The sequence below is a fragment of the Massilia sp. Se16.2.3 genome (genome assembly GCF_014171595.1).
GTDB lineage: Bacteria > Pseudomonadota > Gammaproteobacteria > Burkholderiales > Burkholderiaceae_D > Telluria.
Genome location: NZ_CP050451.1, coordinates 677,631 through 694,716 on the forward strand (window position 1 = coordinate 677,631; position 17,086 = coordinate 694,716).

At 68.0% G+C, this 17,086-nt stretch carries 20 protein-coding genes and 3 pseudogenes; 16 read left to right on the plus strand and 7 right to left on the minus strand.

Annotated features, from left to right (window positions below; all coding sequences use genetic code 11):
- Window position 1 precedes the first annotated feature (1 nt).
- The 8 genes and pseudogenes from G4G31_RS03195 (at window position 2) to G4G31_RS03225 (ending at window position 7,818) form a co-directional block, all read left to right on the plus strand.
- On the plus strand, window positions 2-1,219 hold the full coding sequence (locus G4G31_RS03195; RefSeq protein ID WP_182990263.1) for a TIGR04063 family PEP-CTERM/XrtA system glycosyltransferase: 1,218 nt from the start codon (window positions 2-4) through the stop codon (window positions 1,217-1,219).
- A pseudogene (locus tag G4G31_RS28015) lies at window positions 1,216-1,755 on the plus strand (glycosyltransferase); the annotation flags it as partial. The gene G4G31_RS03195 and the pseudogene G4G31_RS28015, both read left to right, overlap by 4 nt.
- A 190-nt stretch (window positions 1,756-1,945) precedes the next feature.
- Window positions 1,946-2,401 carry a glycosyltransferase gene (locus G4G31_RS28020; RefSeq protein WP_308622072.1) on the plus strand — a complete coding sequence of 152 codons (456 nt, stop codon included), beginning with the start codon at window positions 1,946-1,948 and terminating at the stop codon, window positions 2,399-2,401.
- A 17-nt stretch (window positions 2,402-2,418) separates the two neighbouring features.
- Window positions 2,419-2,577 carry a hypothetical protein gene (locus tag G4G31_RS03205; RefSeq protein ID WP_182990264.1) on the plus strand — a complete coding sequence of 53 codons (159 nt, stop codon included), beginning with the start codon at window positions 2,419-2,421 and terminating at the stop codon, window positions 2,575-2,577.
- Complete coding sequence (locus G4G31_RS03210; protein ID WP_182990265.1) at window positions 2,570-4,021, plus strand: putative O-glycosylation ligase, exosortase A system-associated; 1,452 nt, start codon at window positions 2,570-2,572, stop codon at window positions 4,019-4,021. The genes G4G31_RS03205 and G4G31_RS03210 overlap by 8 nt, the downstream gene beginning before the upstream one ends.
- Window positions 4,022-4,055: 34 nt before the next feature.
- The gene (locus tag G4G31_RS03215) at window positions 4,056-5,015 is read left to right on the plus strand and encodes a polysaccharide deacetylase family protein (protein WP_229425317.1); all 960 of its coding nucleotides are present in this window, start codon (window positions 4,056-4,058) and stop codon (window positions 5,013-5,015) included.
- A 461-nt stretch (window positions 5,016-5,476) separates the two neighbouring features.
- Window positions 5,477-6,304: a hypothetical protein gene (locus G4G31_RS03220; RefSeq protein ID WP_229425318.1), complete on the plus strand. Its 828-nt coding sequence runs from the start codon at window positions 5,477-5,479 to the stop codon at window positions 6,302-6,304.
- Entirely contained in the window at window positions 6,301-7,818 is a 1,518-nt protein-coding gene (locus G4G31_RS03225) for a lipopolysaccharide biosynthesis protein (RefSeq protein ID WP_182990266.1), read from the plus strand. The genes G4G31_RS03220 and G4G31_RS03225 overlap by 4 nt, the downstream gene beginning before the upstream one ends.
- 206 nt (window positions 7,819-8,024) lie before the next feature.
- Here G4G31_RS03225 and G4G31_RS03230 read toward each other — a convergent pair whose 3' ends face one another.
- The 7 genes and pseudogenes from G4G31_RS03230 to G4G31_RS27390 all read right to left on the minus strand — a co-directional run bounded on the left by G4G31_RS03230 (window position 8,025) and on the right by G4G31_RS27390 (window position 13,015).
- A complete protein-coding gene (locus G4G31_RS03230; RefSeq protein WP_182990267.1) occupies window positions 8,025-8,420 on the minus strand; it encodes a polysaccharide deacetylase family protein in 396 nt (131 codons plus the stop codon).
- Window positions 8,417-9,004, minus strand: coding sequence for a hypothetical protein (locus G4G31_RS03235; RefSeq protein ID WP_182990268.1), 588 nt, complete (start codon window positions 9,002-9,004; stop codon window positions 8,417-8,419). Before G4G31_RS03235 ends, G4G31_RS03230 begins: the two co-directional genes overlap by 4 nt.
- A gap of 57 nt (window positions 9,005-9,061) precedes the next feature.
- Window positions 9,062-9,997 (minus strand): hypothetical protein, encoded by a 936-nt coding sequence (locus G4G31_RS03240; protein ID WP_182990269.1) that lies wholly within the window; start codon window positions 9,995-9,997, stop codon window positions 9,062-9,064.
- A 189-nt stretch (window positions 9,998-10,186) separates the two neighbouring features.
- Window positions 10,187-11,422 carry a pyridoxal-dependent decarboxylase, exosortase A system-associated gene (locus G4G31_RS03245; RefSeq protein ID WP_182990270.1) on the minus strand — a complete coding sequence of 412 codons (1,236 nt, stop codon included), beginning with the start codon at window positions 11,420-11,422 and terminating at the stop codon, window positions 10,187-10,189.
- Window positions 11,423-11,425: 3 nt separating this feature from the next.
- Window positions 11,426-11,986: an AMP-binding protein gene (locus G4G31_RS25045; RefSeq protein ID WP_229425319.1), complete on the minus strand. Its 561-nt coding sequence runs from the start codon at window positions 11,984-11,986 to the stop codon at window positions 11,426-11,428.
- Between the two features lie 79 nt (window positions 11,987-12,065).
- Window positions 12,066-12,554: pseudogene (locus G4G31_RS27385) on the minus strand (AMP-binding protein); the annotation flags it as partial.
- Window positions 12,554-13,015: an AMP-binding protein gene (locus tag G4G31_RS27390; protein ID WP_267873646.1), complete on the minus strand. Its 462-nt coding sequence runs from the start codon at window positions 13,013-13,015 to the stop codon at window positions 12,554-12,556. The gene G4G31_RS27390 and the pseudogene G4G31_RS27385, both read right to left, overlap by 1 nt.
- 150 nt (window positions 13,016-13,165) lie before the next feature.
- Between G4G31_RS27390 and G4G31_RS25055 the strand changes: the two genes are divergently transcribed.
- From G4G31_RS25055 to G4G31_RS25075, 8 genes and pseudogenes are all read left to right on the plus strand, one after another.
- Complete coding sequence (locus tag G4G31_RS25055; protein WP_267873647.1) at window positions 13,166-13,582, plus strand: DegT/DnrJ/EryC1/StrS family aminotransferase; 417 nt, start codon at window positions 13,166-13,168, stop codon at window positions 13,580-13,582.
- Window positions 13,537-13,665: pseudogene (locus G4G31_RS27395) on the plus strand (DegT/DnrJ/EryC1/StrS family aminotransferase); the annotation flags it as partial. The gene G4G31_RS25055 and the pseudogene G4G31_RS27395, both read left to right, overlap by 46 nt.
- Before the next feature lie 551 nt (window positions 13,666-14,216).
- Window positions 14,217-14,357, plus strand: coding sequence for a hypothetical protein (locus G4G31_RS25060; protein ID WP_229425320.1), 141 nt, complete (start codon window positions 14,217-14,219; stop codon window positions 14,355-14,357).
- Window positions 14,354-15,409 carry a GNAT family N-acetyltransferase gene (locus tag G4G31_RS03260; protein WP_182990271.1) on the plus strand — a complete coding sequence of 352 codons (1,056 nt, stop codon included), beginning with the start codon at window positions 14,354-14,356 and terminating at the stop codon, window positions 15,407-15,409. The genes G4G31_RS25060 and G4G31_RS03260 overlap by 4 nt, the downstream gene beginning before the upstream one ends.
- A complete protein-coding gene (locus tag G4G31_RS03265) occupies window positions 15,406-15,654 on the plus strand; it encodes an acyl carrier protein (protein WP_182990272.1) in 249 nt (82 codons plus the stop codon). The genes G4G31_RS03260 and G4G31_RS03265 overlap by 4 nt, the downstream gene beginning before the upstream one ends.
- 12 nt (window positions 15,655-15,666) lie before the next feature.
- Window positions 15,667-16,089, plus strand: coding sequence for a hypothetical protein (locus G4G31_RS25065; RefSeq protein WP_229425321.1), 423 nt, complete (start codon window positions 15,667-15,669; stop codon window positions 16,087-16,089).
- Between the two features lie 214 nt (window positions 16,090-16,303).
- Window positions 16,304-16,504 (plus strand): hypothetical protein, encoded by a 201-nt coding sequence (locus tag G4G31_RS25070; RefSeq protein ID WP_229425322.1) that lies wholly within the window; start codon window positions 16,304-16,306, stop codon window positions 16,502-16,504.
- A 93-nt stretch (window positions 16,505-16,597) separates the two neighbouring features.
- Window positions 16,598-17,065 carry a hydrolase 1, exosortase A system-associated gene (locus tag G4G31_RS25075; protein ID WP_229425323.1) on the plus strand — a complete coding sequence of 156 codons (468 nt, stop codon included), beginning with the start codon at window positions 16,598-16,600 and terminating at the stop codon, window positions 17,063-17,065.
- Window positions 17,066-17,086 lie beyond the last annotated feature (21 nt).

Sequence of the window (17,086 nt, forward strand, 5' to 3'; positions counted from 1 at the left end):
CATGCGTGTCCTTCACGTCCTCGACCATTCGATCCCGCTGCACAGCGGCTATACCTTCCGCACCGCTTCGATCCTGCGCGAACAGCGCGCGCTCGGCTGGGAGACCTTCCACGTCACCGGGTCCAAGCACCAGGGCGGCAACAACCTGCTCGAGGAGACCGCCGACGGCCTGCACTTCTACCGCACCCCGAAGTCGCAGGGCGCAATGGCGAAGCTGCCGATCCTGAACCAGCTGGAAGTCATCCAGGGCCTGGAAAAGCGCCTTGTTGAGATCATCCCGACGATCAAACCCGACGTGCTGCACGCCCACTCGCCCTGCCTGAACGCGATCGCCGCCCTGCGCGCCGGCCGCAGGTTCGGCATTCCCGTGGTCTATGAAGTGCGCGCCTTCTGGGAAGACGCCGCCGTCGACCATGGCACCAGCACCGAGAACGGCCTGCGCTACAAACTCACGCGCGGCCTGGAAACCTATGCCTTGAGGCGCGCCGACGCGGTCACCACGATCTGCGAAGGCCTGCGCGGCGACATCGTTGCGCGCGGCATCCCGGCCTCGAAAGTCACGGTGATCCCGAACGCGGTCGACATCGACAAGTTCGCCGTCGGCGGCGTTGCCGACATGGACCTGAAACGTAAACTCGGCTTCGAGCACAACCGCCTGATCGGCTTCATCGGCTCGTTCTACGCCTACGAGGGCCTGGACATCCTGCTGCGCGCGGTGCCGGCGCTGGCCGCGCGCCACCCGGACCTGCGCGTGCTGCTGGTCGGTGGCGGCCCGCAGGATGGCCGCCTGCGCCAGATGGCGCAGGAATTGAACATCGCCGACAAAGTCGTGTTCACCGGCCGCGTGCCGCACGACCCGGTGCAGAAATACTACGACCTGCTCGACGTGCTGGTGTACCCGCGCCTGTCGATGCGCCTGACCGACCTGGTCACCCCCTTGAAACCGCTGGAAGCGATGGCGCAGGGCCGCATCCTGGCCGCGTCCAGCGTGGGCGGGCACCGCGAGCTGATCGTCGACGGCAAGACCGGCGTGCTGTTCGCCCCGGACGATCCGGCAGCGCTGGCTGAGAAGGTCGGCGACCTGCTGGAAGCACAAGCCAAGTGGCCGGCGCTGCGCGTGGCGGGCCGTGAATACGTCGAGACCGAGCGCAACTGGCCGGTCAGCGTGGCACGCTACAAGAACATCTATGGCCGCTTGACGGGACTGCAGGCCGCATGAAGATCCTGACTTTCAGTACCCTGTTCCCGAACGCCGAAAAACCGGGACACGGCATTTTCGTGGAAACGCGGCTGCGCCACCTGGTCGCCAGCGGCCAGGTCGAGGCGCGCGTGGTCGCGCCGATTCCGTGGTTCCCGTCGACCAATCCGCGCTTCGGCAACTATGCGCGCTTCGCCAAGGCGCCGCGCCACGAAACCCGCCACGGCATATCGGTGGCGCACCCGCGCTTTCCGGTGATCCCGAAAGTCGGCATGAGCATCTCGCCATTGCTGCTGGCGCAGGCCGTGAAACCGGCGATCGGGCGCATGATCGACGAGGGCTACGACTTCGACCTGATCGACGCCCATTATTTTTATCCCGACGGCGTCGCCGCCGCCATGCTGGCGCGTGCCTTCAACAAGCCTCTGGTGATCACCGCGCGCGGCTCCGACATCACGCTGTTCCCGCAGTACGCGCTGCCGCGCCGCCAGATCCTGTGGGCCGCGCAGCGCGCCGACGGCATCATCACGGTGTGTAACGCGCTGCGCGACGAGATCGTCGCGATGGGCATCGACGCCGACCGCGTGGTGTCGCTGCGTAACGGCGTCGACCTGCAGCTGTTCCACGAGCCGGCCGCACGCCGTCCGGATGCCATGTTCACGCTGCTGGCGGTCGGCCACCCGGTGCCGGTCAAGGCGCAGGACCTGATCATCGGCGCGCTGCCATTGCTGCCGGGCGTGCGCCACGGTGCTGGCGGGCGACGGCCCCGACCGCGCCAAGCTGGAAAACCTCGCGCGCGAACTGAAGGTGACGGACCGGGTGACTTTCACGGGCGCGGTGCCGCAAGCGCAGCTGCCGGCCCATTATGGCGCCGCCGACGCGCTGGTGCTGTCCTCGAGCCGCGAGGGCTGGGCGAATGTCCTGCTCGAGTCGATGGCCTGTGGCACCCCGGTCGTGGCCAGTCGCGTGTACGGCACCCCGGAAGTGGTGGCGGCACCGGAAGCGGGCGTCCTGATGCGCGAACGCAGCTACCGGGGCGTGGCCGACGCGGTCAACGCCCTGCGCGCGAACTACCCCGACCGTGGCGCGACGCGCCGCTACGCCGAACGATTCAGCTGGGACGACACGACCGAAGGCCAGCTGCGCCTGTTCGACGAAGTCCTCGCGCGCCGTGCCGGCGAGCTGGCGCTGGCGCAAACCTGACTTGGATGGACTGAACGATGGAATCTATTCTGTGGGCGCTGGACCTGTGCGTCGTGGTGTATTTCTGCCTGTGGGCTTTGAAGACCGACAAGCGCCTGACAAAAGAGGCGGAGCAGGCGCAGAAAGAGGCTGCCCAGACGGCGGCCGCGGCACCGGAGGAGGGCAAGCATGCGTGACCTGTTCCTGCTGGCGATCCTGCCGATCATGCTGTACGCGATGGTGCAGCGCCCCTTCATCGCCGTCGGCATGTGGGTCTGGACCGCGCTGTTCTTCCCCAACGGCTGGGTCTACGGCATGGCCTCGCACATCCGCTACAACCTGCTGTTTACCGCGGTGGCGATCCTCGGCTACCTCGCCTGGAAACACAAGCCGAGGGTCCAGCTGGGCATGATCGGCAGCTTCGTGCTGCTGTTTTTCCTGTGGACGGTGGGCAGTACCTTCACCTCGCTGTCGCCTCAGGAAGTCTCCATCGAATACCTGATCCGCTTCTTCAAGGTGGTGATGCTGTTCGTGTTCGTCGCGCTCACCATCAAGGACAAGCTGCACGTCGACTTCGTGCTGTGGTGTATCGTCCTCTCGGTGGGCTTCTATGCCGACCTCGAGGCCCTGAAATTCCTGGCCAGCGGCGGCCACCACAACATCGCCGGCATGCCCGGCCACGTGCTGGGCGACCGCAACGAGCTCTCGCTGGCCTTCGTGATGACGCTGCCGGTGTGCTACTACCTGCTGGGCGAATACGGCAAGCAGTCCCGCCTGCTGCGCCTCGGCCTGCTCGGCACGATGGCCTTGCTGGTGATCGGCGTGATCGGCACCATGTCGCGCGGCGGCTTCGTGGCGATGGCCGCACTGGGCGCCTACATGTACATCAAGAGCGACCGCAAGGTGCTGCTCACGGTGCTGATCGTCGTCCTCGTGATCGCCGTCATGCCTTTCATCACGGCCGACTACACGAACCGCATCGACACGATTCAAGCGGCCGACGAGGATGCCTCCTTCATGGGCCGCGTCGTGGCCTGGAAGCTGTCGTTCATCATGGCGACCAAGCACCCGTTCTTCGGCGGCGGTTTCAAGTCGCTGGAATACTTCCCGGTCTGGAGCAGCCTGTCGCGCGAGTTCTTCTCCTTCCCCTGGTTCTATACCGGCAGCGCGCTGCCCAACACCACGGTCGGCCGCGCCGCGCACAGTGTGTATTTCCAGGTGCTGGGCGAACAGGGCTTCGTCGGCCTGGGCCTGTATCTGGGCGGCCTGGCGAGCGCCTTCTTCACGGCCGGCAACGTCGCGCGCCAGGCCAAGCGCGCCGGCGCGCCCCACTGGCTGCGTACCCTGGCGACCATGCTGCAATTGAGCGTCTTCTCCTTTGCCCTCGGCGGCGCCGCGCTCAGCTTCGCCTACGTCGACCTGATCTTCTGCATGTTCGGGCTGGTGCTGGTGGTGCAGAAGCGCCTGTTGCCGGCGACGCTGCGCGAGATGGCTGCCGGCCGGACCGGCGCCGCCGCGCCGGCGATGCCGCCCGCACCTGGCGCCAGCCTGCCCGCCCGGCCGCTGCCGGGTGCGCCTCTGCTTGCGAAGACCACGTTTTCCGCACCTTTTGCCACCGGCGAGCGGCCGCGCCGGGGCTGATACACGAATAACAAACGCGGATTCTTCACCCTTGATGAACGACCACCTGATCCGATCCACCGGCAATGCCATCGCCCGCCTCACGCGCGGCAATGGCCGCGTCGCGATCGTCAATTACCACCGGGTGCTGGCCGCGCCCAGCCCCCTACCTGGCGTCCGAGCCCAGCATCGACGTCTTCACCGGCAGATGGAATTGCTGGCGCGCTGCTTCAATGTCCTGCCGCTGCGCGATGCGCTGGCGGCGATCGACGCCGGCACCGTACCGCCGCGCGCGGTCTGCATCACCTTCGACGACGGCTACCGTTCGGTGCACGACCTGGCGCTGCCGGTGCTGCGCCGCCTGAAGCTGCCGGCCACGGTGTTCGTCAGCAGCGGCTACGTCAACGGCCACACGATGTGGAACGACAGCATCGTCGAAGCCGTCGAGACCCTGCCGGAGCAGGAGCTCGACCTGGCCGAATTCGGCCTTGGCGTGTACTCGCTGCGCAGCATGCCCGAGCGCGCGGCCACGCTGGGCCGCCTGACCGAGGCCTCGAAATACCTGCCGCCGCAGGAACGCAGCCGCCTCGTCGGGCGTTTGCAGACCCCGGTGGGCGAGCGCGCTGCCGAGGGACTGATGCTGACCCCGGAAATGGTCGTCAATCTCGACCGCCACGGCATCGAGATCGGCGCCCACACGGTGACCCATCCGATCCTGACCAGCCTCGACGAAGCGGCCGCGCAGCAGGAAATCAGCGACAGCAAGCGCGAGCTCGAAGCGATCGTCGGCAAGGAGGTAGCGCTGTTCGCCTACCCGAACGGCAAGGTCGGCAAGGACTTCGACGCGCGCCATGTGGCGATGGTGCGCGCGGCCGGTTTCCAGGCCGCTTTCACCACGGCAGTCGGCGCCATCACGCGCCGCCACGACCGCTACCAGCTGCCGCGCAGCCGGCCTTGGGACGACACCCCGTTCCGCTTCGCACTGCGCCTCCTGCAATGGCTGGCGCGCGGCTAGCCGATGAAACAACACGTACCCATGAACAAACGCGCATTACTCATTGCTTTCCATTTCCCGCCGCAGGCGGGCAGCAGCGGCATCCAGCGGACGCTGAGCTTTTCGAAACTCCTCGGCCGCCATGGCTGGGAACCGATGGTGCTGTCGGCCCACCCGCGCGCTTATGATGTGCAGAACCCCACGCAGCTGGCCGCGATCTCGCCCGACCTGGTCGTGCGCCGCCCGTTCGCGCTCGATACCAAACGCCACCTTGGCTTCAAGGGGCGCTACCTGCAGGCGATGGCGATGCCCGACCGTTTCGTCTCGTGGTGGTTTGGCGCCATGCCGACCGGGCTGTCGATGATCCGCCGCTACAAGCCGCAGGTGATCTGGTCGACCTTCCCGGTCGCCACCGCGCACCTGATCGCGCTCGGCCTGCACCGCCTGACCGGGCTGCCCGGATCGCCGACTTCCGCGACCCGATGCTGCAGCCCTCGCACCCGACCTCGAAGCACCAGCGCGCCATCTATGGCTGGATCGAGCGCCAGACCATCATGCGCTGCCGCTTCGCCGTGTTCACCACGCAAAGCGCCCTGCGTTCCTACCGCGAGCGTTTTCCCGACATCGAGCCGGGCAAATTCCTCGTGATCGAGAACGGCTATGACGAGGAGGAGTTCGGACGGCTGCTGGAAGCGGCAGCGGCCACTCCGGCGGTGGCCGCCAGTGGCCCCGCGGCCGCGCCGCGCCGCATCACCCTGCTGCACAGCGGCGTCCTGTACGATGCCGGCCGCAACCCGGAATCCTTCCCGGCGGCGCTGGCCGCACTGAAGAGCGCGGGGAAGGTCGACGCCGCCGGCTTGCGGGTGATACTGCGCGCACCGGGCAGTGTCGGTGGAACCCAGGCCAAGGTCGACCGCCACGGCGTCGGCGACATCGTCGAGGTGCTGCCGCCGGTGCCCTACCGCGACGCACTCAACGAAATGCTGGCGGCCGATGGCCTGCTGCTGTTCCAGGGCACGCCCTTCAACAGCCAGATTCCGGCCAAGATCTACGAATACTTCCGCACCCGCAAACCGATCCTCGGCCTGGTCGATCCGGCCGGCGAAACCGCGGGGGTGCTGCGCGATGCCGGCTTCACCCTCAGCGCGCAGGTGACCGACGCCGCTGAAATAGCTGCGGCGCTGGAGCGCTTCCTGCCTGGCCTGCGCGACGGCAGCGCCTACATCGCCAGCGACACCGTGATCGCGCAGGCGTCGCGTACCCACAAGGCGGCGCAGCTGGCGCAACTGTTCGACAAGGCCGTGTCATGAGCTTGAAACCCGTTTCCGAGATCGACGCGAAGATCGCCAAGGGCGCGGTCTGGATGGTCGCCTTCAAATTCCTCGACCGCGGCATTGGCCTGATCAGCACCCTGATCCTGGCGCGCATGCTGGTGCCGGCCGACTTCGGCCTGGTGGCGATGTCGATGATCCTGATCGCGGCCATGCAGCTGCTGGTGTCGTTCAGCTTCGATGTGCAGCTGGTGCAGAACCCGAAGGCCGGCCCCGAGCACTTCAACACGGCCTGGACCTTCAACGTCATCTTCGCCACCGTCTGCGGCATCGCGCTGGCGGGGCTCGCCATCCCGGCGGCGCAGTACTACAACGAAGCACGCCTGGAAAACATCCTGTACGTGCTGGCGCTGAGCTTTGCGATCCAGGGCTTTTCGAACATCGGCACCGTCAAGTTCCAGCGCGAGATGCGCTTCGACAAGGAGTTCCGCTTCCTGCTCAGCAAACGCCTGGCGACGCTGGTGGTGACGATTCCGCTGGCCTTCATCATGCGCAATTACTGGGCGCTGGTGCTGGGCCAGCTGGCAGGCACCGTGCTGTCGGTGGTCCAGTCGTATGTGGTGTCGACCTACCGCCCGCGCCTGTCGTTCGCCGCGCGCGCCGAGATGTTCCATGCGTCGAAGTGGCTGGTGGTGAACAATGTGATCCAGTTCGTCAACAACCGCGCGGCCCAGTTCATCATCGCCCACCACACCACGCCGGCCGCACTCGGCACGCACTCGATCGCGACCGAGATCGCGACCTTGCCGACTACCGAACTGGTGGCACCGATCAACCGCGCCGCCTTCCCCGGCTACGCCAAGGCGGCGCACGATCTCGACCTGCTGCGCGACAGCTTCCTGAAGGTGATCTCGTCGATCGCCCTGTTCTCGATTCCCGCGGGGGTCGGCATCTTCGCCGTGGCCGATCTGCTGGTGCCGGCGGCGCTGGGCTGGCAGTGGCTGACGGCGATCCCGCTGATCCAGATCCTGGCGATCCACGGCGTGATCAAGGCGGTGCAGACCAACATCACCTATGTCTACCTGGCCCTGAACCGTCCGCGCCTGATCACCATCGTGTGGGCGGTGCAGGCCGTATTCATGGTGGCGGTGCTGATTCCGGCGGTGGCGAATTATGGCGTGATCGGCGCCTCCTGGTCCTATCTGGCGACTGGCATCGTGATGATCCCGGTGAACCAGGGCATGGTGGCGCGCTGCCTGAACCTGGGCTGGAGCACCTTCTGCCGGCAGCTGGTGCGGCCGTTCATCGCTTCGCTGGTGATGGCGGCCGTGGTGCTGCTGGTGAAGAGCCAGCTGGTGCTGCACCACGGCGCCACCTTCGAGTACGTGCTGGCGCTGCTGCTGTGCGGTGCAATCGGCGCGCTGACCTACGCGGCCACCCTGTACCTGCTGTGGCGCCTGGCGAAGATGCCGCACGGGCTGGAGCGCTACGGTTTCGGCCGCGTCGAAACGGTGCTGGGCAAGGCGGGGATCCGGGTCAAGCTGGTGGGGTAAGGCCTTCGCCACTACCTGAGCTGGGGTCAGGTCTGACATTCGGACACGGCCTCGGCCATACGACTGTCGCCAACATCTTGACGGCTCAGTTCGTGTCCATTTGTCAGACCTGACCCCAGGTGTGCTGGTTAGCATGTCTCCGGTTCACGCCTGATAAAAAAAACGCGCCTCGGCGCGTTTTTTTCGGTCGCGGTCGTCGGGCGCCGTCAATGCGTCGCGCGGCCCGTCAACCTGCGCAGCAGTTCCAGCACCCCGCTCATCTCCGCCTCGAATTCGATCATCGACACGTCGCCGCCGTCGAGAAAGCGCGGCAGCAGGTAGCGCGTGTCGGGCTTGTCCAGGCGGACCAGGCCAGGCAGGCAGGTAGTGGCGGTGGCCACGCCGGCCGCGCGCATCACTTGCGGCGCCTGGGCGTCGAAGGCGCCGCTGGGGTAGCAGTAATGGGTGGGACGCGGCAGGCCGGCGGCCTCGATCTTCTCGCGGCACTTCTCGATGTTGGCGCGGTTGCGTTCCGGTTCTCCCGGTACGTATTCGTGCAGGTGGCCGTGCAGTTCGATCGCGCAGCCGCCGGCGGCGGCGGCCCGCAATTCGTCGGCCGTCATATAGCTGAAGCGGCGCGAAGCCAGATCCGGGCGGAAGCCGGCACGCCGAGCGCCGCGGCGAAGCGCTCCAGGCTCGGTGCCACCTCCTGCGCTGCCTGCGCCAGCAGCCAGCTTTCGGCCAGCGCGCACAGGCGGTGGTGCTGTTGTTCGCGCTCGGCCAGGCGCCACTGGCCATCCATGCCGGCGCCGAAGCCGGCCAGCGTGGCCTCGACCGGACCGGCCTTCCACAGGATGTAGCGCACGCTCACCGGGATGATGGGCGCGCCCGCCTCATACGCTTCCGTATGCAGGTAGAGTACCGGGCGGTAGCCGTATTCGGCCATCGCCGGCAGCAGGTCGTGCCAGGACGAGTACCAGCCGTCGTCGAGCGTGATCGCGACCGGGATGCCGTTCTTTGGCGCGGCACCGGGCGTGACGACTTCGTCGAGCGTGGCCGGGACAAAACCGGTGCGGCGCAGCCAGTCGAGGCGTTCGGTCAGCTGCTCGCGGGTGCAGAACAGCTTCGGGTTGTAGCGGCGCTCGTCGCCCAGGTTGCCCCCGTGGTAACACAGGATGCGCGGCTGCCTCCGGGTGGCGGCGCGCACCGGGCGAAGATGCCGGCGAATTTCGCGGCACGCAGTACGGCTTGTTTGATCGTCATATCAGTCTTGATGGTCCTTGCCGTGGCGGCGCGCCCGGGCGATCTGCGCGGCGCGCGGCCAGACCAGCGCCCAGGACGCTGGACGGTATTGGCCGGCTGCGTGCAGCGCGCGCCGCTTTTCCGAGGTGGCGGTGGCATTCCTGGCCGCCTGCTCGTCGTGCGAGACGAATAGTGCGCGCGCCCCGCCCTCTTCGGGCACGGTGCGCAGGTAGGCCAGGTGCGGACTGATGATCTCGACCACGGGATCGTAGAACCAGCTGCCGGCGATCATGCCCAGGGCTTCGGGGTGCAGTTCGTAGAGGTCGGCGCAGCAGCGGTAGCACTCGTTGCGGCCCTCTTCGTTGAATTCGTCCTGATACAGGCGGTTCACGTGGATCTCGAAATACGGCTTGAAGCCGCCGGCACGGGCGAACAGCAAGGCGCGTCCGGGCAGTCCCAGCCAGCCGCCCTTCCACAGCATCGAGCGCCCCATGCCGGAGCGCGGGTCGATCACGCTCGAGGCGCCGGCATACAGGCGCAGCGTGGCCAGCCCGAACTCCTTCAGAAAGACGTCGCCGTCGAGCCGGCAGAACGGGAGAAAAGCTTCGTCATGGCTGGCGATGCGGCCCAGCTGGCGCAGCTGGTGCGCGCGTACCCGTGGCGGCAACTGCGCCAAGCGCGGGCCGGCCAGGGTGTCGCGTACGGCCAGCAGCATGGCGGCCAGCAGCAGGCGCGCGGCGGCCTGCTCGCCATGCTCGGCCAGCACCGCCCCGTACAGGGCGCGCGCCGCGGCCGGAATCGCCTTGAAGCCGCCCGTGGCCGGTGGGTCGGCGAAGGGCGTGAGAAAAGCACGCACGCGCTGAGGCGCGTCAGGCAGGTGCACGGCGCACAGCGCGAGCGCGCGTTGCAGCTGGTCCGACAGGCGGGAGGCGAAAGAAGGATGTTGTTGCGCTAGCATGGTGTTTACATTGGGTGGCCGCAGCCGGTTGCGTTCCGGAGGGCGCAGGCGGGGCGCAAAATGCATCATCGCGCCGGCAACCGCCACGGGTGCAGTGTGTTCCTTTGTTTATTTTCCTGCAACATTTAATTTAACGCAAATTTCGCCGGCTCCCTCGCACGATTGGCGAGGATGCGCACACGCGCCTGCTCAGACGAGTACTTCGGGCGCGTCCGGGTGACTGAGAAAACCCTGCGGGCTGGCCGAACGGCCATAGGCACCGGATTGGAACACGACCACCAGGTCGCCCACCTGCGCCGGCGGCAAGTCCATGCGCTCGGCCAGCAGGTCGAGCGGGGTGCACAGGGGTCCCACCACCGACACCGTTTCCCGGTCGACGGGCGCGCGCATGCGGTTGCCGATCGCGACCGGGTAATTCTTGCGGATCACCTGGCCGAAGTTGCCGGAAGCGGCCAGGTGGTGGTGCAGGCCGCCGTCGGTGACGAGGAAGACCTGGCCGCGCGAGACCTTGCGGTCGACCACGCGCGCGACATACACGCCGGCTTCGCCGACCAGGTAGCGACCGAGTTCGATCGACACCTGCGCCTGCGGCAGCGCGGCATGCACGCGCGGCAGCGCTTGCGCGAGCGCGTCGCCGATCGGCGCCAGGTCGAGCGCGCTCTCGCCCGGAAAATAGGGAATGCCGAAGCCGCCGCCGATGTTCAGGATGCGCACCGGATCGCGCGCCTCCCCCGCCAGGCGTTCGGCCAGCAGGAAGGTCTGGGCTTGCGCCTCGACGATGGCTTCGGCCTTTAAACTTTGCGAACCGCTGAAGATGTGGAAACCCAGCACGGTCAGTCCCGGGCTGGCGGCCAGCGCCAGCATGCGCGGGACTTCTTCGGCATCGATGCCGAACTGCTTGGCGCCGCCCCCCATGCGCATGCCCGACCCCTTCAGTTCAAAGTCGGGATTGATGCGCAGGACCAGCAGCGGCGCGATGCCCAGTTGCTCGCCGATGGCGGCCAGCGCGCGGATCTCGCGTTCCGATTCGGCGTGCACGACGGCGCCGGCGGCGACCGCGCGCGTGAGCTCCGCATCCGACTTGCCGGGGCCGGCAAAGCTGATGCGCACGGGGTCGATACCGGTGTCGAGCGCCACTTTCAGTTCGCCGCTTGATGCGACATCGATGCCGTCGACCAGGCCGGCCATGTGCTGCACCAGCGCCGGCATCGGATTGGCCTTCATCGAAAAATGCAGTTCGACGGCCGGCGGCAGGTGCGCGCGCACGTGGGCCACGCGCTCGCTCAGCAGGCGGCGATCATAGGCATAGAAGGGCGTGCTGCCGACGCGCTGCGCCAGCCGGGTCAAGGGCATGCCGCCCACCTGCAGGCAGTCGTCGACGACCGGGAACAGGGTCTGGGCGGCGTGGACCGGTTTGGCGTTCATGGCTTACTTTCCAACTTGTTCGAACAGGGTGATAAAGGGCTGGCGCAGCAGCTTGCGGTCGATCTTGCCGTTCGGGTTGCGCGGCAGGACGCCATCCTCTACGGCAATGTGGGCCGGCACCATCCAGGCCGGCAAGCGGCGCTGGCATTCCTTCAGCAGGGCCGGCGTGCCCAGGCCCGCTTCCTTCGGCACGGCCAGCAGCACGATGGCCTGGCCCAGCTGCGGATGCGGCACGCCAAAGGCCACCGCTTCGCTCACCAGCCCGGTCGCATGCACGACCTCTTCGACTTCGAGCGGGCTGACGCGATAGCCGGAAACCTTGATCATGTCGTCGTTGCGGCCGATGAAATACAGGTAGCCCTCTTCGTCCATGCGCACCGTGTCGCCGGACCAGACGGCCATCTCGGTCAGCGGCAGCGCCGGATCCTGGCCGGGGGCTGGCTTGAAGCGCTCGGCCGTCTTGGCCGGGTCGTTCCAGTAGCCGAGGGCGACCAGCGCGCCGCGGTGCACGAGTTCTCCCGGTTCGTTCGGCGCGCAGGGCGTGCCGTCGGGACGCACGACCATCACTTGCGCGTTCGGGATGGCGCGGACCCATCGAATCCGGACGGCGGTCCAGTTCGGACGGCGGCAGGTAAGTGGAGCGGAAGGCCTCCGTTAAACCATACATCAGGAACAGCTCGGCGCGCGGCAACACAGCGCGCAGGGCGGCTACCGTACTGGTGGGCATCGCACCGCCGGAATTGGTCAGATAGCGCAGCGAGCAGTCGGCCGGCCAGGGCAGGCTTGCCAGCTGCAGCCACAGGGGCGGTACCGCGGCCAGGCCGGTGATGCGCTCGTCGGCCACCGCTTTGACGATGTCCTTCGCGAACAGGTGGTTGATCAGCACCGCGGTGGCGCCCGCCAGGAAGGCGCAGGTGAGCTGGCTCAGGCCGTAATCGAAACTGAGCGGCAGCACCGCCAGGATGCGCTCCCGCGCCGTGATGCCGAGGTAACTGGACACGCTGTTCGCGCCCGCCACCATGTTCCGGTGCGACAGCACCACGCCTTTCGGCTTGCCGGTGCTGCCCGAGGTGTACAAGATCGCGGCCATGTCGGCGTCGATCGGGCGCCGCGCGCGCAGCTCGCCATCCATCAGCGTGCGCTGGGCCGCTTCCCGGCGCGCGCCCCGTTGATGTCCGCGCCGCCGGTGACGAATACGCTGCGCAGGTCCGGGCAGGCGTCCAGGGCGGCGCCCAGCTGCGCCAGGCGCTCCGGGGAAGTGAGCAGCACGCGCACATTGCAGTCGGCCAGGATATGGGCGACCTGCTCGGGTTTCAGCTGCGGATTGACGGGCACGAACACGGCGCCGGCGGCGGCCGCGCCGAACATGGCGGCGACATTCTCGACGCGCTTTTTCGGGGAACACGGCAACGCTCGCGCGCGCGGCTGCACACCGGCGTCGACCAGGGCCCCGGCGGCCTGCATCACCGCGCCGGCGAGCGCCGCATAGTCGAGGCGCTGGGCGCCATGCACCAGCGCCTCGGCGGCTGGCGTGCGGCGTGCGGAATCGAAGAGGAAGTCGTGGATCAGGTCAGCCATAGTCAAGTCGTTCACGGTAGCGGCGGAGCGTAGCCAGAATCGGCGCCACGCAGCCCGCAATCTTAACAGCTTGCAGCATCCTGGCGCGCTGCAGCACGGTCACGAACATTTGGTTTTCGACATGTCTCGTGGCAAATTATTCAACGCCGGGTTTATACTGGTTCCATGCTTGCGAATCCGCTTCCCGTACGGCCCGTCATTCCCCTGGCACCCATCCTCTCCGCGTCCTCGTTCCGGCGCGCTGGCGGTGCGCGGGCAGCGACCGTGCTCGATGCGGGAGAATACCGCCTGGTGACGAGCGGGCGGGTGGCGATCGGCCTGGCCCTGCGCGAAATCGGCGTCAAGGAAGGCGAGACCGTGCTGGTGCCCGCCTACCACAGCCCCTCGATGATCCCGCCCGTGCTCTGGCGCGGCGCCCAGCCCGTGTTCTACCGGGTGGGCGCGGACGGCGCAGCCGACCTGGCCGACCTGGCGGCGAAGATCACGGCGAATACGCGCGCGCTGATGGTCACCCATTACTTCGGGTTCCCCCGGAGATGGCGCCGATCCGCGCGCTCTGCGACGCGCGCGGCATCGCCCTGATCGAGGACTGCGCCCACTGCTTCATCGGCGAAGCGGGCGGCCGTCCGGTCGGCGCCTGGGGCGATTATGCGATTGCCAGCAGCATGAAATTCCTGCCGATCTATGAGGGCGGCGCCCCGGTATCGGCGCACCATCGCCTCGACGGCGTCGCGCTGCGCTCGGCCGGTGCCGGCTTTGAAGCGAAAGTCGCGCTCACCTCGCTCGAAAAAGGGTTTTGCGTATGGCCGCCTGCCGGCCGTGCGCGCGCGGTCCTGTGGCTGCCGCTGCGCGCCAAAGGCGCTCTCTGGAGCCTCGTGAAACGCCGCCGCGGGACGGCAGCTGCGCCCGCGCTGGCGCCCGACTCGTCGGATAGCAGCTTCAATTTCGACCCGCGCTGGCTCGACAAGCGCTCCTCGCTGTTTGCGCGCGCCATGCTGCGGCTGGCGTCCCCCACGCGCATCCGCGCACTGCGCCGCCGCCATTACGCACAGCTCGACGACGCGGTGCGCGGCCTGCCTGGCGTGCGGCCCCTGCACCCGCGCCTGCCCGAGGGTGCCTGCCCTTGGGTGTTCCCGCTGCTGGTTGACGACCCGGAAGCCCTGTTCGCGCGCCTGAAGGCGCTGGGCGTGCCGCTGACCCGCTTTGGCCAGCCGCAGTGGGCCGGCGTGGACGCCACTACCTGCGCCAACAGCGCGATGCTGGCGCGCCGGTGCTGGCGCTGCCCTGCCACCGGGAGCTGCGCCCCGGTGAAATCGACTGGCTGGCGGCGCGCCTGCGCGAGGCGGTCCTCGCATGAGCTGGACCCTGTACCCGGCGCGCGACTTCCCACGCCATATCGAGACCTGGACGGGTCTGCACGCCACCCTCGGCCCGCGCCACGCGACGGTGCTGCTGTCGGCGCCATTCGTCGCGCCCTTGGTCGCCCAGTTCGGGCGCGAAGGCGACCTGCTGGCCTGCTGGCGCCAGGGCGGCACGGTTCGGGCGATGGCGATCGTGCGCCCTGGCCGGCGCGGCGCCTGGGCCACCTTCCAGCCGGCGCAGGCGCCCATCGGCCTGTGGCTGCAACAGGAGGGGCTCGATACCGAACGGCTGGCGCGCGCCCTGCTTGGCGCCCTGCCCGGCTTTCCGCTGATCCCGGCGCTGACGCAAATGGACCCGTATCTCGCGCCGCGGCCCGCCGATGGCCCCTGCACCCGCACGCTCGACTACATCGACACCGCGCGCGTGACTGTACGGGGCAGCTTCGACGATTACTGGAATGCGCGTGGCAAGAACCTGCGCGGCAACCTGAAGAAGCAGCGCGCACGGCTGGAACGCGAAGGCGTCGCCACCCGCATGGAGGTCGAGCGCCAGCCGGGCGCCATGGCGCAGATGGTAGCGGACTACGCGCGCCTGGAAAGCGCCGGCTGGAAAGGCGCCGAAGGCACGGCGGTGCGGGCCGACAATGCGCAGGGGCGCTACTATCACGCCATGCTGGAAAACCTGGCCGCCCAGGGCAAGGCCGGCGTCTACCGCTATTATTTCGACGAGCAGCTGGTGGCCATGGATTTGTGCGTCGAGGATGGCGAAAGCATCGTCGTGCTCAAGACGGCCTACGACGAGAGCGTGCCCTCGAACCTGTCGCCGACCCTGCTCATGCGCGAGGAAGCGACGCGCGCCCTGTTTAACGAAGGGCGCCTCGAGCGCATCGAGTTCTACGGCCGCGTGATGGAATGGCATACGCGCTGGACGGAGGAGGTACGTACTATGTACCATGTCAATTATTACCGCTGGCCGGGGCTGGGCCGTCTGCACACCCTGCTCGATGCGCGCAACCGCCCGGCCCAACAACCGACGACGAGCCTATGAAGTACCTTGAAGAAGTCAAGAATATCCTGATCGACGTGCTGAACCTGGGCGAATCAAGCCAGGCGCTCGACGCCGATTCGCCGCTGCTGGGCAGCCTGCCCGAACTCGATTCGATGGCCGTGGTCACCCTGATCGGCGCACTGGAAGAGCATTTCGGCATCGCCGTCGACGACGACGACATCAGCGCCAGCACCTTCGCCACCCTCGGCAGCCTGGCCGCGTTCGTTGCCGAGCGCGCCGACTAGGTGAACCAGCCCGTGAACGAGCCCGCCCGCGCGCCTGCCGACGCTTTTTTCCTCGACACGCAGGGCGGCCGGCGCTTCTGCCTGTACCACGCGCCCATCGGCGAATGCCGCGGCGCGCTGGTGTACGTGCATCCGTTCGCCGAGGAGATGAACCGGTCGCGGCGCATGGCGGCATTGCAGGCGCGCGCCCTGGCCGCACGCGGCATCGGCGTCCTGCAGCTCGACCTGCACGGCTGCGGCGACAGCGTTGGTGACTTCGGCGACGCCACCGGGATGGCTGGCTGCGCGACATCGCATTCGCGCGCGCCTGGATCGAAGAAAAGCTGGGCCGCACGGCTGGCCTGTGGGGACTGCGCCTGGGCGCTCTGCTGGCGGTTTGCCACGCCCAGCGCGCGGCCGTTCCGCCGGAACGTTTGCTGCTGTGGCAACCGGTGACGAACGGCTCGGGCTACCTGAACCAGTTCCTGCGCCTGCGCCTGGCGGGCGAACTGCTGCAGGGCGGCAGCGACAGCGGCGGCACCGAAGCCCTGCGCGAAGCGCTGGCCGCCGGCGAGTCGATCGAGATCGCCGGCTACCTGCTCCATCCCGACCTGGCACGCGGCATCGACGCGGCCGATGCGCGCGCGCTCGGCCCACGCTGCCCCATCCAGTGGTTCGAAGTCGTGGCAAGCGAAGGCCGTGCGCTGCCGCCGGCGGTGCAGCGCGTGGCCGACACCGGCGCCTGCAAGGCAGCCGGGTCGAGGTCGGCCAGGTGGCGGGGCCGCAGTTCTGGGCCGCGCCGGAAACCGTCGACTGCCCCGCCCTGCTGGCAGCGACCAGCCTCTGTTTCGAAAGCCGTGCCGATGCCTGACGAACGTGCCCTCGTTTTCCCCTGCCGCGGCGCCTGGTTGTACGGCGTCCTGAGCCTGCCCGCGCAGCCGGCGGCCGCGCCCGCGCGCGCGGCGTGCTGGTCGTCGTCGGCGGCCCGCAGTACCGCGCCGGCAGCCATCGCCAGTTCACCCTGCTCGCGCGCGACCTGGCCGATGCCGGCATTCCGGCGCTGCGCTTCGACTACCGCGGCATGGGCGACAGCGAGGGCGACTTGCAAACCTTCGAGCACGTCGAAGACGACCTGCGCGCGGCGATCGACCGCTTCTTCCTCGAAGTGCCCGGGATGCGCGAAGTGGTGCTGTGGGGCCTGTGCGATGGCGCCTCGGCGGCGGCCATGTACGCACCACAGGATGCGCGCGTGTCGGGCCTCGTGCTGCTGAACCCCGGGTACGCACCGAGGCGGGCGCCGCGCGCGCCACCATCAAGCATTACTACCGGGCGCGCCTGTTCGACGCGCGGCTGTGGAAAAAGATCGCCAGCGGCGGCTTCGATGCGAAAGCCTCGCTGCGCGGGCTGTGGCAGGACGCGCGCAAGGCCTTGACGGCAAAGCCTGCCACCGATG

Coding starts and splice junctions, on each gene's coding strand:
- G4G31_RS25045 (WP_229425319.1), bottom strand. CDS start 11,986: ATGGTCGTGCGTCCCGACGGCACGCCCTGCGCGCCGAACGAACCGGGA.
- G4G31_RS03260 (WP_182990271.1), top strand. CDS start 14,354: ATGAGCTGGACCCTGTACCCGGCGCGCGACTTCCCACGCCATATCGAG.
- G4G31_RS03205 (WP_182990264.1), top strand. CDS start 2,419: ATGGAATCTATTCTGTGGGCGCTGGACCTGTGCGTCGTGGTGTATTTC.
- G4G31_RS03210 (WP_182990265.1), top strand. CDS start 2,570: ATGCGTGACCTGTTCCTGCTGGCGATCCTGCCGATCATGCTGTACGCG.
- G4G31_RS03215 (WP_229425317.1), top strand. CDS start 4,056: ATGAACGACCACCTGATCCGATCCACCGGCAATGCCATCGCCCGCCTC.
- G4G31_RS03230 (WP_182990267.1), bottom strand. CDS start 8,420: ATGACGGCCGACGAATTGCGGGCCGCCGCCGCCGGCGGCTGCGCGATC.
- G4G31_RS25055 (WP_267873647.1), top strand. CDS start 13,166: ATGCTTGCGAATCCGCTTCCCGTACGGCCCGTCATTCCCCTGGCACCC.
- G4G31_RS03220 (WP_229425318.1), top strand. CDS start 5,477: ATGCTGCAGCCCTCGCACCCGACCTCGAAGCACCAGCGCGCCATCTAT.
- G4G31_RS03265 (WP_182990272.1), top strand. CDS start 15,406: ATGAAGTACCTTGAAGAAGTCAAGAATATCCTGATCGACGTGCTGAAC.
- G4G31_RS03245 (WP_182990270.1), bottom strand. CDS start 11,422: ATGAACGCCAAACCGGTCCACGCCGCCCAGACCCTGTTCCCGGTCGTC.
- G4G31_RS03195 (WP_182990263.1), top strand. CDS start 2: ATGCGTGTCCTTCACGTCCTCGACCATTCGATCCCGCTGCACAGCGGC.
- G4G31_RS03240 (WP_182990269.1), bottom strand. CDS start 9,997: ATGCTAGCGCAACAACATCCTTCTTTCGCCTCCCGCCTGTCGGACCAG.
- G4G31_RS03225 (WP_182990266.1), top strand. CDS start 6,301: ATGAGCTTGAAACCCGTTTCCGAGATCGACGCGAAGATCGCCAAGGGC.